This window comes from Paenibacillus sp. LC231 (assembly GCF_001860525.1).
Lineage (GTDB): Bacteria > Bacillota > Bacilli > Paenibacillales > Paenibacillaceae > Paenibacillus_AQ.
Genome location: NZ_JFOM01000022.1, coordinates 20360 through 35845, shown reverse-complemented (window position 1 = coordinate 35845; position 15486 = coordinate 20360). Strand labels below are relative to the sequence as shown.

9 protein-coding genes are annotated in these 15486 nt (G+C 49.0%); all 9 read right to left on the bottom strand.

The genetic code is table 11. The annotated features are described in order from the left end of the window. Positions 1 to 7: 7 nt before the first annotated feature. On the bottom strand, positions 8 to 2239 hold the full coding sequence (locus AK95_RS16095; RefSeq protein ID WP_071220963.1) for a chondroitinase-B domain-containing protein: 2232 nt from the start codon (positions 2237 to 2239) through the stop codon (positions 8 to 10). 187 nt (positions 2240 to 2426) lie between these two features. Then, the gene (locus tag AK95_RS16090; protein ID WP_481855854.1) at positions 2427 to 3554 is read right to left on the bottom strand and encodes a glycoside hydrolase family 88 protein; all 1128 of its coding nucleotides are present in this window, start codon (positions 3552 to 3554) and stop codon (positions 2427 to 2429) included. 11 nt (positions 3555 to 3565) lie between these two features. Next, positions 3566 to 4456 (bottom strand): carbohydrate ABC transporter permease, encoded by an 891-nt coding sequence (locus tag AK95_RS16085; protein WP_071220962.1) that lies wholly within the window; start codon positions 4454 to 4456, stop codon positions 3566 to 3568. A 12-nt stretch (positions 4457 to 4468) separates the two neighbouring features. Then, the gene (locus tag AK95_RS16080) at positions 4469 to 5437 is read right to left on the bottom strand and encodes an ABC transporter permease (RefSeq protein WP_071220961.1); all 969 of its coding nucleotides are present in this window, start codon (positions 5435 to 5437) and stop codon (positions 4469 to 4471) included. 85 nt (positions 5438 to 5522) lie between these two features. Continuing rightward, positions 5523 to 7190 (bottom strand): extracellular solute-binding protein, encoded by a 1668-nt coding sequence (locus AK95_RS16075; RefSeq protein ID WP_235613133.1) that lies wholly within the window; start codon positions 7188 to 7190, stop codon positions 5523 to 5525. Positions 7191 to 7342: 152 nt separating this feature from the next. Next, complete coding sequence (locus AK95_RS16070; protein WP_071220959.1) at positions 7343 to 9673, bottom strand: helix-turn-helix domain-containing protein; 2331 nt, start codon at positions 9671 to 9673, stop codon at positions 7343 to 7345. Positions 9674 to 9779: 106 nt separating this feature from the next. Then, positions 9780 to 12032 carry a glycosyl hydrolase family 95 catalytic domain-containing protein gene (locus AK95_RS16065; protein WP_201259392.1) on the bottom strand — a complete coding sequence of 751 codons (2253 nt, stop codon included), beginning with the start codon at positions 12030 to 12032 and terminating at the stop codon, positions 9780 to 9782. 13 nt (positions 12033 to 12045) lie between these two features. Further along, a complete protein-coding gene (locus AK95_RS16060) occupies positions 12046 to 13671 on the bottom strand; it encodes a response regulator (protein WP_071220958.1) in 1626 nt (541 codons plus the stop codon). 9 nt (positions 13672 to 13680) lie between these two features. Continuing rightward, positions 13681 to 15444, bottom strand: coding sequence for a sensor histidine kinase (locus AK95_RS16055; RefSeq protein WP_071220957.1), 1764 nt, complete (start codon positions 15442 to 15444; stop codon positions 13681 to 13683). Between the last annotated feature and the right edge of the window lie 42 nt (positions 15445 to 15486).

Below are 15486 nucleotides of genomic sequence, written 5' to 3'. Positions count from 1 at the left end.
ACCTTCATTACATCCAAGCATCCGGGCCTACATCATGGACGGAAAGCGGGGGATTGGCCCGCTGCTTGCCTGGAGCATACTCATCTGCACCCACGTCCGGGATATACCGAAGCTGTCCATCCATGTCAATCTCTGCAATGAATGGAGTTAGGGCAGCGTCAACGGCCGGGCTATAGACGGATAAGCGGATGAGGCCGTCCATACTGCGCACCAAATGGAGATCTTGTTTGGTCATCTCTCTGTCCACGATGGAATTGTTCGAGATCGGTGCGTTCCCCGAGAGCATATTTCCCTTGTACACAGCCCGTTCCTGGTCGGGTGCTTGGATCACCGCATCGGTTTCATGAAATATGGTGCCTGCATGGCTAAATATCAGATTGTTATAAATCTTTGTCCCGACAGGCTGATAGGTTCTGCCGCCCAGATTGAAAGTCGTTGTTTGATTGCCGACATTCACGATGGTATTATTGTAAACTTGAACGTTATACTGCCTCCAATGTCCCCGCAAAAGTTCCGTTCTTTGTTCAGCCGGCAGATCGCCAAGCCTTGCAGTTTGCTCTTGGTTTCCACCCCAACGAACGATTGGATTCGTGCTGCCTTCCGGTCCGCCGTCATGTGTTCCGCCATCAAGACGAATCACTTTGTCCGTAAGGCCTTCCATGTAATTGTTGTAGATTTTATGATCGTTGCCGTAGATCCGGAACCCGCTGCTGCCGGGTGTCACTCCATCCCCGATCAGATGGTTACCGTAGAAGCTGTTACGGTTTCCATGCCGAGATACAATTCCGCCGTATGAATGACGAATCGTGTTGTTCCGAATGATATTGTCGCTGCTCTTCACCGATATCACTTCATCTTCACCGTTAAAGCCGTCAAATAAATTGTACTGAACCGTAATATAACCGGATTCGAGCGAGGTACTGGAAAGCCCGAGCCTGATGGCTTCCAATCCGTTGGTTACCCGGGGACCAATGTCGTGAAAATAGTTATACTCGATGACGTCGTATTGCGATATATGCTGTCCGCTATGCCCTTCGCCATCATAAATCAGGACTGCGCCAAAACCTTTCTTCGGTCCAATATCATTATAAGCGATCCGGTTATGGCTGCTCGTACCTTCAACACGGATGTAATGTCTGTGCGTGCCATTATCCGTCATGAGTTTCGGATCTTCAAATGGCGTTAACCCCTTATACACTTCTCCGTTCGGATTATACCGCTCTTCACTGTACCGGCAGCTGTCCTCCACATTGAGCAAGCACCATACATATCGGTTTTGAGCTTTAAATCGGTAGGGCTGACCCGTTTCATCCAAGGCAAAGGTGTTGCCCAAAATAGAAATTCGGCTGGAGCTTTCCAGCTGAACCCCTGGATGAACTCCGGTGAGCGCCCGCTGTGCCAAACCCCGGTCCATCAAGGTCTGTTTTCCATTCTCATCGCCGATCCCGTTCCGGAACGTGAGTCCGCTGACCTCAACATAACTTGAATTTTCGATGTGCATATAGCTGTTCCCGTTAATAATTGCCTTGCCAGACTTCCCGGTAATCCGAATCGGATAGGCCGCTGAGCCGTGTTTATCCTTCACAACAAACGGACCGTTCTGCTCATAGGTCCCATCCTTCAGTTCAATCAGCGTACCAGCCACAGCCTGATCCAGCGCTTGCTGCAATTGTTCCGCCGTGCTGACCGAGACGCGCTTCATCTCCGGAGGCTTTACATCTTCCTCCTTCACTTCGCCAGCGTTTGGTGGAAGCGGTGGTTGCGGCTCTTCCGGTGATTCACCCGGCACTTTCCCTGCGTAAAGCTCTACTTCCATGATACTGTTCCAGTTTCCCGAGCTGCCGCTGGCATTATTGCCATATCCGATCAACCTCAAATACCTTGCCTTCACCGTAGGCTGTAATACATAGGTTTGCATGACGCTATCTTCCGGTTTCAGCTGCCGGCTGAACTGTCGTTCAAAAACAACGGTGCTGGATTGGAAATCTTCAGTATTCGAAGCTAATATCTCAAAGCTGGACTGACGCTCTCTAGCATTCAGAAACGCAATGTTCACATAAGTAACGGTTTGTTCCGTGCCTAGATCAAACTGCAGCCATTGACCTTGACCCGATGCGGACCAGCGGCTTTGCTGGCTCTCCGCGTCCTCGCCCCATACCCCATCCAATACATTTCCAGGTACATAGTTCGTGCCCGGTTGGTGGCTGCTTGCCGTTACCGTGCTCTCGATTCGGTTCATGCTGCTCCCTCCTGCATCATTTGATGCCCCTTGGGCTTTTGAAGGCGACATCATCAGTGTTCCGGCCAATAGGACCAAGACCAGCCCCATACATATCAATCTATGATACCGTTGGTTTAATGCGTTTATTAACGTTTTCATATCCGTTCACCTCTCTTCGAATATTAACGCCCATAACCATAACCCATCAGAATACGCGATGAACCCAGCCTCGAAGCTTCGCCAGAGCCTCGATGTAATAATAATCCCCATAAATTAGCGACACATTGATATTGGTGTCCGCTGGCTTATGGCCGGTTCCGCCAAACAGGATTCCCTCATGCTCATGGACCTGAAATGCTGCATACTCCGTCGACAATGCCAGGACGATTCGCTCAGCGGCTGTCCGGTATACAGCCCCAACCTCCGGAGTTGTCAAGGCAGCGAGCTCCAACAATCCGGAAGCAGCAATGGCCGCTGCGGAGGTGTCACGTGGCTCAGCATCGGGATTCGGTACCCGGAAGTCCCATAGCGGCACCCCCTGCCCCTGTAAGGAAGCTATAAAATGATGAGCTACCCGCTCGGCGGCATACAGAAAATCCTTGTCGTTCGTAAAACGGTAAGCGTTAGCCATCCCGTACAGCGCCCACGCATTCCCTCTCGACCAACAGGAATCCGGGGCATAGCCCTGCCATCCCTTATACTCCAGCAATTCCCCGCTTTCCGGATCAAACACGGCTACATGACAGGTGGATCCATCGGCACGGATCATATGCTCCAAAGCCATATTCGCATGAGCATTCGCCACGTGGCGGAATCTCGGGTCTTCACCTTCTTCGGAAGCCCAGTACAAGAGGGACAGGTTCATGAGGCAATCGATAATAGCCCAACCCGGGAGATCCTTGTTCCATGCCCTGATGTACTGACCAGCCAAGTTAAATCGTCCGGCTAGAAAGTTAGCCGCCGCAAGTCCTCGCCTTCTGCCATCGGCATCTCCGGTTAACTTATATTTCAATACGGCTGTCGGTAAATACTGAAACCCGACATCATGATGGAAGCGACTCTCTTCCAAGGTCAATCGTTCCATCCGTATATCCCACTCCCACGCCGCTTCCTTATACTTCGCATCCCCGGTCATATCGTAAAAAATCCACAGCATTCCCGGCCAAAATCCTGATATCCAGTTGTCCAAGGTCAATCCGTCGTATTCCCCATCCTTGGCTGCATGGGGTGCAAGTTCAGGCTCCCTAGCCAGCATCCGATCCACCTTCATCCGAGCAGCGTTCCACCACATATCCAAGTCGAGTTCATGTTGAATCTTTAATTTACTCATCATATCCTCCTTCGTTATCCTTTAATGGCACCGATTAGGGCACCTTTCACAAAGTACTTCTGCAGAAACGGATAGACCAGCAGAATCGGTACCGTTGCTACGATTATGGTTGCATGCTTGAGCGTTTCGCCGATAACGGCAACCTCTCCTCCGCTCGCTCCGCTTGCCATAGAGCTTGCATCATTCAGAAGCAGCAGCTCTCGCAGGACGAGCTGAAGCGGGTACAAGGAGCGATCCTGCAAATAGATCATGGCCTGAAACCACGAGTTCCAGTGGCTGACTCCGTAATACAGCAGCATGACGGCGATAACCGGCATGCACAGCGGCATCATGATTCGGAATAAGATAACAAACTCATTGGCTCCATCAATCTTTGCCGATTCCTCCAGACTATCAGGCACCGCCTCAAAAGCCGTTCTCATGATAATCAGATTAAAAGCAGATATAGCCTGAGGGATAATCAAGGACCACAGCGTATTGGTGAGCTCCAGGCCTTTCACTGTAAAATAGAGCGGAATTAAACCTCCGCTGAAGAACATGGTGAATACGATAAACAGCATCATCTCCTTACGATATCGCAAACCCTTACGGGACAGCGCATACGCTCCGAACGCGGTCAACGTGATATTGAGCACCAAACCGCCCGAAACGATTAAAAACGTATTCAGGTATCCTTGTATAATCATCGGATTGTCAAACACGAGCCGGTATGCATTAAATGTTATATCCAGCGGCTTCCATAGAATCCCCGAATGCTGCATGTATCGGGTTGGATCGCTCAAGGAAGCAAACAGCACGTATATCAATGGATATAACGTACATAAGGTGATTACGGTCAACAAGACGTAATTCAAAACATCAAACAGCTTTTCGCCAACCGATCGATTCCCAGCTCTCCATTCCATTCCCTTCACCTCCTACCACAAGCTGGTTTTGTTCATTCTGCGGCTCAGCCAGTTTGAGCCGATAACAAGCGTGAAATTGATGGCCGAATTGAACAACCCTACCGCCGAACTGAAGCTGTAATTGAATTCCTGCAACCCTACCCGGTACACATAGGAGCTGATCACATCTGCTGTATCATAGGTTGACGGGTTATAGAGCAGGATGATTTTCTCGCTGCCAACGTTCATCAGCCTGCCGATTTCAAGAATGAACAGGATGATAATCGTAGGCATGATCCCTGGCAAAGTCACATTCAACATCTGCCTCCACCGATTGGCTCCATCTATCTTCGCGGCCTCATATTGTTCCTGGTCGATACCGGCCAGGGCCGCAAGGTAGATGATGGTCCCCCAACCGATGTTCTGCCAAATTCCGGAGGTTACGAAGAGGGTCCGAAAATACTCAGACTCCAGCAGAAGAGAGACCCGTTCCCATCCGAAAAAAGCCAAAATATCGTTGATTAACCCGTCGCTCATCGTGAATTCCTTAATAATGCCGCAAACAACAACCAGCGAAATAAAATGCGGCATATACGTTATGGTTTGAACCGTGCGTTTAAATGCGGTTTTCCTCACCTCGTTCAGCAGAAGCGCCAATATAATGGGCGCCGGGAAGCCAAAGAGGAGCTCATAAAAGCTGATTAACAGCGTATTTTTGACGACCCGCCAGAAATAGATGCCGTTAAAAAACGATTCGAAATGCTCCCAGCCGGCCCATGGACTACCCATGATGCCAAGACGCGGAGAGAACTCCTTAAAGGCGATGGACGCCCCGTACATGGGGAAATAATGAAAAACCGCAAAGTATAGGAGTACCGGGATTAACATGATGTACAGGAAACGATTTTTACTAATGTCCTTTAACAAGCCCCAATTTCGAGGATCCAGTCCTGCCGAGTTAGAAGGAATTGACGTGCGTGTCGGAGGCGGAAGTTTCGCCATGCCGTGCTCACTCCTTATGTTCTGTCTATTGAAGGTTCAAGTTAGCGAGGGGGATGAGAGCCCGCTCCATTCCCCTCGCAATTCATTATCTGCTGTTGTATCGATCCAGGGCGCTTTGATAGATCTCAACCGCACGTTCAATCCCCAGCTTCTTGATTTGCTCCACGTACTTGTCATAACTCTCCATCGGCTCCTTGCCGACAATAAACTTGACAAACATTTCCTCTTTATAGTTGCTTACTTCGGTTAGAATCTTGCCAAGCTCCTTGCTTTCTTCGGCGGTTGGCGTCAGGAATCCAGGCAGTATATGCTTCTCGGCATCCGTCTTCGCCCATACTTTCACGGCCTCATCCTGCTCAGGGAACGTATTCCAGTTCCGGCGTTCATCCGCTTCGTAAGGTCCATTCGGCTTGGAATACTGCGATACCATCTGCTGCAGACTATATTTCTCATTATTTTTAATTAAATCGGTATACACCGGCGCACCGTTCTCCATCGCGTAGCTCTCCCCATCAATGCCGAAGTTGTAGAGCATCGCGCCCTCATCGCTGTAGGCATAATCCAGCCAGCGTACGATCAATTCCGGATTTTTGGCGGCGGTTGTGATGGCTTTGCTTGGTCCCGGATTGTACTTGAAATCCCGTTGTCCGATAAAGGGAATTTCGTCTTTATTGAGAGTTGGATACGGAGCTCCTACCAGCTTGAACTTCGGATCCTGCGCCTTCATAGCATCCATCCATTTTCCCATGCCGCCGCTGAGAAGATGTACCGTTGCCCCGGTCTGCCCGGTCAGAATTTTGTTGTCCAACGCTTTGGTATCGGTGAGCGCAAAGTCCTTGTCAAACAATCCTTCCGCAAACCATTTGCGGAATAAGGCCAGAAAATCTTTATACTGCGGATCTATGGGACCATACCTCACCTTTCCTTCATCGTCGACATAGAAGGAGTTTGAGGTGCGGTAAGCTCCGATGAAAGCATCGCGAATCTCAAAGTTCCCTCCGGTGTAAGTGACACTTAGCGGTGCTTTGGCACCCTTCTCGTCACGAAAGGCAATTAACGTCTTCTCCCACTCCTCTATGGTCGTTGGAACTGGAAGACCAAGCTCATCCAGCCAATCCTGACGGATCATGGGACCGCGGAAGACGAGACCGGATGGATTGCGAATCATGGGAAATACATAATATTTGCCGCTATCTGTCTTGACCATTTGGTCAAGCGCCGGATCCGCTTCGAGTTTCTTCTTCAAGTTTGGAGCGTATTGATCAATCAGATCATTGAGCTCCAGGATGACACCGTCCTGAATGGCTTTCTCCGGTCCGCCCGGATAAGAGCCCGCACTTCGTCCGGTCCAATCGTATTCAATGACATCGGGAAGCTCATCGGACGCGATCATCAGATTGAACTGCTCCGCCGTCTGCTGATCATTAGGATGAATATACTCCACCTGAACTCCTGTTTTTTCGGCTAGCGCTTTCCCAAACGGCGTATATGCCAGATTGGAATAGAAGGTTACCGCATTCATGTTCAAGATTTCCCATGACGTGATCGATTCGGTTGTATTTAGCGGATACGATGAACCGATTGCGGTGGCTGTACCCTTCCCGGCCTCGTTCGGCTTACCATCCGGCGTGTCATTCTTACTTCCCGACGAACATCCCGCAAGCACCAGACTTGTTAACAATATGGCGGTCAGTCCTGACTTTACATTTCGCAACAAGCTGTCTTTGACCCGCAAATGTTGAACCATCATCATTCCCCCGATTGTAAGATTAAGGTAGCGGATAGGCCGGCATGTAACCCTATCCGATGTCATTGTTCAATAAAACCCGTGTCCCTGACCATAGACAAAATCTAAAATCGCAGGCAATTCCTTAAAAATCGATGGATTTTCATCAAAAATCCGGTTTACAATGCGGCTTTTTGATATTTGCCGGGGGTCATGCCTTCGAATTTTTTAAAGATTCGCAGGAACGTGCTGACATCCGAATAACCGACCTGGTAAGCGATTTCATTGACGGTAAGCTTTTGCAGAACAAGCAGTTCTTTTGCTTTAGACAGACGGAGGCGGTTAATGGTATCCAGCAAGGCTTCTCCTGTAAATTCCTTGTACAGTCTTGATACATAAGAGGGGGTCATCTGAAAAGCGTCGCCAATCATTGAAATATTCAGTTTCGGGTCATACAGATGCTCTTGGACATACTGCGAGACATCTTCGATTAGATAACGATGATGATTCCGTTTCTCGGCCAGGATCCAATCACAGACTTGCGCAAGCATCTGTTTCATCCGCTCCTTCATCTCCGGAACATGATCGCATTCGAGCAATAGATCCGCATCGATGAATTGCTCTTCATATGTTCGCTTGCTGCCCGCTTTCACTTCCTCAAGCGTATTCAGCATCGTGCTTGCCAGGTTGTACATCAGGCATTTGGCGATTGGTACCGAAACCGGATGCTTTGAAAAATTGGCTTGGAATATATCATCCAAAATGGCTTCTGCTTTGTCGTAGCTCCCGCTCTTCACCAAGCCTATAAACTGCTGCTCGACACTCAAAGGATAATAAAATTGACGGATTTGCATACTCTTGTCAGAAAGCGTGTCCGTATATGGGATGAACTGTCCGCTCCCCATCACAATCCGGTATTCAAGTGCGGCTTGCGCTTCTTGATAAGAAAGGGCAATGCCATGCAAACTCGAATGAACCTGACCCACAGCCACCGTAAGCTCTGCTTCAATATGCTTTCGCATGAATTCGCGAACCTGAGCCAGTATTCGATTCAACACACATTGCTCCTGCTCCTCTGACAAGCTCGCTTTGAAGTTAACGACACAAGCAAGCGCATCGTTCATTTCTGTTGTAAAAACGATCGCTTCATCGGAAGCTGTATCCTCAAGCACGTTGGTCAGTATGAAATAAAGCATTTGCTGCTTCTGATCCGGGAGTCCACGAATGCCAAACTGCTCAAACTTGCCATAATGATCAATCGATATCAGCAGGACGACAGATCGGTCGGAATGAAACTGGATATCGTGCGCAGGCAGTGTGGTATGGAGAGACTGATCATGGTCGGAGTACCCCTTTAACAGACGCCGCAATAAATGCGCTCGTATTGTATTGCGATGTTTGTGAAGCGCCGTTTGCATATCCGCCTTTTCATGAAAATGCTGCTGAATCGTCCCCTGCAGGAACGAGTACTCGTTGGCTCCCGCGTCAAACCTCAGACCGAATTGCTTGGATAAACTTTGCAGCATCAACTGAACCGGCATATAGTTTCTGCGTAAGAACAATACTGTAACGATCCCTCCGATAAACAAGCTCAGGGCGATGCTGATCCATGTCAGATGACGTAAATCTTTCATCTTCTCATTAAATAATGCTGCTGGCAGTACGGATACATATTTCCATCCGGTTACTTGCGACGTGATATAGGAAACGGCGAACCGCCCCTCGCCCGAGTCCATGTAGATCATTCCGTTATCTCCTTGAAGCTGCTCATAATTCAGGCCAGCAGGTACGGTCGGATCCTGTCGTGATGCAGCGATATACTGACTATCCGTATCGATAATGAACATACTGGCATCCTTTTGCCGGGGAACGCTCTCGATGAGCTTCGAATCCTTGATCAAGAACAGGACAACAGCAGGGGGCTGTGCCGGGGAATTAAATACAAGGGAATGAGCAAATACAACCACCGGGAAGCTCTGAAGGCCATCTTGAAACTCCATAGATTTGTAACCGTTTACATATCTTTGCTCAAACAGTTCCATCCACTTCTCATAAGAGGGTTCGTCATTTCGCCGCAGTTTTTGATAGAGGCCCCTGCCGCTTGTGTGGCCATAGGTTGAAATCACTGTATCACTGTTCAAATACATGACGTAAATATCCTCAATCGAATCGTTTGCATTTTTATAAGTTCGCAGGCTTTCCGATATGCTGAACACATCGTAATACTGGTGATCTCGAAGTGGTAACTCCACGCTGGAAAATGCCGATACCCCCTTGTTTAGCGCGATTTCCAAACTTAAACGCTCCAGGCTTTTCAGCTTGCTGTCAATGGACATTTCCATCTGCTGAAGAAGTAATTCGTTTGCCCGATTGGTCTCGCTCTTCACTTGGTGGTATGAGAATGAATACAGCACAAAGCTGATCAGAATCGGCACCATTAGTACGGTGACATAAGAGAACAGCCACGCCACAATGACGCTGCGATTATATTTGCGAAGGATGCTGAACATATGATTTTCCTCCTTACAGCCTTTGGTGATAACAAGAGCAGCCTTCATAGGGATAAGGCTGCTCTTGAGACGAGAACGGTTGCAGGTTTTTACGATGATCTACCGATTATTGGGGAAGCCCATACAATCTCCACGGTTTACGACTGCCAAACAGATTGCATTTGCCCTTCTCAGCAGGGACAGGCGAGATGCGGAATCGAATGGATCCGCTCCCATGGGCTCTGTAAATATAAGCCTCCTCACCAGGCTTCAAAGCCAGATCAATCGTCCCATCTGCCTGGATTGGACACTTCCTCGTGATTCCCCCGATGTCAATAACCAGGCCGTCGTCCGCAGATGTGACCATATCCGTTACGATCCGGCAGGGCTCTCCGGCAAGACTGCAAATATGTATCCAAGCCGTGCGCCCCTCCTCCCGAACGGCGCTAACAAGAAAACCTCCTTCTGCCCGCAGCTGATGGAATACCGACTCCGGCCACTCTTTAGGGACTGCAGGGAATACATAAATCCGCTCCCCTCTGCTCTGAAGCAGCATATCATGGATCGATTCCGCCCCGGCCAGCGGCGTTTCGATGACCGGTCCCGCTTCTTTATACATGGTGTTCGGCTTAATGAGATGCATTAAACTTCGCAAATACGCGAGAGTTTCATCTCCTAAACCTAACTTGGCTGCGATGGAGGCGGCTCCGGTAAAGCTGAAACCGCGCAAATCTCCTTCAAGGCCGATCCAATGGCGGAGCGACCGAAGAATCAACTCCTTCTCCTCTTCGGTTTCGCCGACGATATGTAGTGGAAAGGCCGCCAGCATATGGCTGAAATGACGGTGTCCGAATTCCATACGCTGACCCTCGCCGACCATATACCCGGATGAATCGACCGGGAAAGGTACCAAACGCTCGAGTACTTCCCGCCACCGATCATGCAGCGGGTCATGAACACCAAGCTGATCCGACATGCGGATTAACGTTTCACATCCCCAGCGCAGCAGCGCTAAATCATAATGAGTATCAGCTGTCTTCACCTGCTTAAAGGACCCGTATTCCGGTGAGACTGTGGGAGGTAAGTGTAGACAGCCGTCCTGTCCTTCCTCAAGAAGATGTAAATATAAACCTACACTGCGCCGCAGAAGTGGATATACCAGACTTCGCAGCATCTGATCATCCATGGCATAACGGTAATGACGCCAACAGTTATGCATCACCCAAGTTAAATTCCCCACCTCATCTGTGACCGGACTGTTCAGATCATAGCTTGAGCTTCGACCTAATCCTGCGGAGTCTGCACGGTATGCTTCGGGAACATTACGGATCAATTGATCCTGATGCCCCTCCAAAGAATGAATCAGCGACATGCCCAGATGGAGGCGATTGGCCGTATAGATCGGAGAGTAACTCATCTGAACGTTCATATTGAACCATAGTCCAGGCCATGGCGTCGATGTGAGCCACGGCCCCTGATTATCGATAGGGAATGAGTCTGCCCGGGTCGCAGACGCAAGCTTATACATCTGTATCCAGTAAAAGCTTTCCAACTGCTGATCCGGTATGGAAATGAAGCTTTCCGGATAGTAATGATGCCACCACCTGCGATGCTTATGAATCCAAGCTTCCCAGCCTGAAATTGATTTCGGCACAGCCCGAAGTTCCCGTATCGCCTGATCACGAACGAAATCGTCCGTGCCATTCATTACGGTTAAAATGCAGATCTGGCGATGCGAGCTTTCCACCCCCTGCTCAGTCTGGTCAGGACGGTGAGTTATCCAAGCCGTAGTGCAGCCATCCCCGCTTCCATATTCCTGTATACCGATCGATACCTCACCGGATTCTATATGCTGAACGGTAGTATCAGGTATATATTGGTTGAGATTGATCCCGTCCGCGTTCTTCAAAATAGGGTCAACTTCCGGATAGGCGTACCACTTCAGCTTCGAATGGCGTTCACCTTCATCTGCATCGAGCTCCAAGACAAGTACAGGCGCCAATGCATGCACAAGCGCACGAATTCTGACTTCACCCTTCGTAGTCGGTATAACCGCCCGGAGCTCCGCGTTCCATAACTCCAGCCGCATTTCATAGGGCTGATAAATCCAACCCTCCAGCTCCAATGCAAGCTCGCCAATAGGCACGCGTACCGGAAAAGCCTCTGCATCCGGACGCGATACGGTTATATCGGAACGTCCAAGCACAAAACGCAGCACATTCCGTTTATCCCGATGTTCTTCACTGTAGATCATCGCTCCGAGCATGCCGTTTCCAAGAAAAGCTCCTTCATCCCAGCTGATCGGACGCGTGGTCCAAACCATATCGTGTCTGGACATAAACACGGGCCAGTCAATGGCATTCTCAATTCGGGTAGTCACGATATCCCTCCCATTACAATGAAATGTTGTTTCTTATGTGCGCCTGCTTGAATTCCGATGGTGTCATCTGCGTATATTTTTTAAATACGTCGGTAAAATACCGCCGCTCTACATAACCAAGCGACTCCGCAATCTCCTGGATTTGCCGATCCTCCAAGAGCAGCCGTTTGGCCATCTCCATCCGTTCTTGCGTGACAAATTGACTAAATGCCATTCCCGTCACTTTCTTGAACAAGCCGGCAAAATAACTTGGGCTTAGATGAACTGCCTTCGCGCAAGTACTTATGCTGAGGTCCTGATCCAAATTGGACTTCACATAATGAATGGCTTCCTGGATGATTTTTGCGGCGGCGGAGCGGTTCTGATTTTCAATGCGTTCACAGCCTAGCGTCACGATGCTATTCAGAATCTTCTTCATGTCCGTTAAGGATCTCTCCGAGCTGACCCGCCCTTCCCGAACGATCATGTTCAAATCGGATAGTTCATTCATGGGTACCTTATCTTGAATCGCCCTTAGCATCATATACGCCAGCTCATAGTACAAGCTGATGAAGTATTCCGGCTTGGGAAGCGGCGACCTGTCCGTAAACTCAGTCAGGATATGATCAAGCGTCAGTAAAGCTTGGCGGACGTTTCCGGATTGTATGGCATATACCATTTCCTGCTCTGCGGTCCGTATGCTGCGCGGCAGGGAGATGTCCGTATTAGCTATATCTTCATATGAAATCACCGCGTTGCCGCCGGTATAGAAATGGTATGACAGGGCATGCAAAGCCTGATCGTACGATGAGTTCAATTCATGGATAGACGTTACGGGGCTGCCAATTCCTATTGAAATCGTTAAGGAAGTATATAATCTGACATGCTGACAGCACGCCTCCGCTATGGCCGCTGCTGAAGCTGATAACGGTGTATTCAACACCGCGACTAGGCGGTTAGCCGAATCCCGGAATACCATCCCTTTTGTATACAAAGCGATGGTCTCCTCCGTAATATTCTTCAATGCAAACCGGGCGAGCTCCAGTTCATTCATCGGCGAATCTCGATGCTTGTCAGCAAATCCGTCGATTTCAAGAATCATGACAAGCAAATGCCTGGATTCCAAATCCGGCTTTACATACTCCCACCGCTGCACCTCCTGTTCGTTCACCTTATGATGCAACAGCAACGTGAACAATTCCTGACGCAGGAACGGCATGCTCTCCTGAACCCGCTGCTCTAATTCAGCGATATGATCCTCTTGGTTTCGTATCGCTTCAATTTCTTTTTTTGCCTTTACGACAATTTCCTCGATATGAGCCAGTGAAAAGGGCTTCGTTATGAAGTCAAACGCCCCAAGCTGAACCGCTTGCTTCGCATATTCAAAATCACTGAATCCCGTCATCAATATGAGCTTGCTGCGCGGCAGCAGCTCTTTGACACGCCGGGTCATTTCCAGACCATCGAGCTTCGGCATTCGAATATCGGTCACGATGATATCCGGTTTGCACGAGGTGATCAACAGGAGTCCGTCTTCTCCATTGATTGCCGTCCCGCTTACGGTTATCCCATGATGTTCCCAGTTGATTTGCTTGGATATGCCATCGACGACACTCTGAATGTCATCAATAAAGCATATGGTTGTCGTTCTTGCGCTCATCAGCTTGAGTCAACTCCCTTCGAGTTGTGGGTAACGGGGGATGATAATCGAAACTCGGGTACATACATTAGGTTCGCTCTCCAAGTGCAAATCAGCCGAGCTACCGTACTGTAGCTGCAATCGCAACCGGACATTATATAACGCATAACCCGATCCAGCTGAGGATGCCGGTTGTCGAAGGAGTGGATCAGCTGTATTCTTTTCGTTCAGCCCCATACCGTTATCTTCAACGATGAAGTACAGATAAGAGCTATCCTGTTTCACCTGAATCCGTATGAAGCCACCCTCATTGCGATCGTTAAAGCCATGCAGGATTGAATTTTCAACCAGCGGCTGCAGTATGATTTTTAAGATCGGGTGCTGCATATCCACTAAAGGATCAACCTCGATCATGAAGGTAAAGAGCGTTTCGTAGCTTTTCTGCTGAATGTTTAAATACTGCTCCACGTGCTGAAGCTCATGTGCAAGCGTTGTCATCTCCTTGCCGCGATTGAGGCCGAGCTGAAACAGCTGTGACAAGGACAGCACCATTTCCTGAACATCCTCCAATTGATTCAGCTGGCACTTCCAGTAAACCGTGTTCAGCGTGTTATATAGAAAGTGAGGATCAATTTGAGCTTGCAGGGCTTTCATCTCGGACTGGCGTTTTTCCTTCTCTGCCTGCTTCACAACATCAAACATTTCATTAAGCTCTTCCAGCATCCGGTTAAAGCGATAACCGACCTGCGTAATTTCATCATTGTATTCGCTTTCATAACGTACGTTAAGATCGCTCATTTCCACCCGTTTCATTAGTGATTGCAAGTGGCTTAACGGCTTTATGAGCAATCGGGTCAGCATATTCGCAAAAGCAAACGACAGAAGCAAGCATCCCGTGATAACCCCAAGAATGGTCAGCTTGATGCTGTCCATTTGCTTCATCAATTCTGATTTAGGCAGGAAGCTGAATAGCGTCCACTCCTTCACTCCCCCCAGCTTGGTATAGTTAACGAGGTACTCATAACCTTGATCCGAATACTCAAAGCTACCCTGCTCAGCAGTCAAGGCCTCCCTGTATTTAGGCTCATGTTTCAGCGTATCCGCGATGATGGAATCGTTTAGAAGCACATCGCTCCCATCGGAGGAGGCTAAGAGATGGAACTGCTTGCGATTTTTATCCTCCGAGGCAATTAAGGATCGAATCGAGTCGATTTTGACATTCGCTACAACGAAAATATCCTCGATATAATGGGAAGGTATGCCCTCCATCACAAAAGAAATGACGTTCTCCCGGCTGGAAAAGAAACGGTCCTCATGACCGGCCACCCATAATTTGCGCTTCTCGCTTTTGATATGCGTATACAGCTCCGAATCATAGAACGAATAGGAGAAGTTACGCTGCTGACTTGTCTGGTAATAGTCACCCTCACGCGTGGCGATAAGAATAGAATCGATCATAGGTTCATACAGCTTGGTCTGTACAAAAGTCGATTGCAGCCCGGACAAATGTGTATAGTAGTTCTCCGCCTCCGAGTAGCTGCTGTCCATCCCCAACGCTCTTCGGTAAGCCGTATTGACCATCATTGAGTAAACCGCTTGCGTGACATGATTCAGCTTCTCATCCAACACCTTGGATGTTTTATGAATCGTTTCCTGACTAAGCTGATAGGCATTGTCCTTCACAACTTCCTCCGCGATCATGTAGCTTAACGCGCCTGCGGTTGTAACCGCAAAAATGACAATGAGCATAAACGCGATCCAGATTCGGCGTCTGAACGATAGTCGGTAGAGCATTGATCAACATCCTCCGTCTCTATGTTTCGGCTGTGGCAGCAG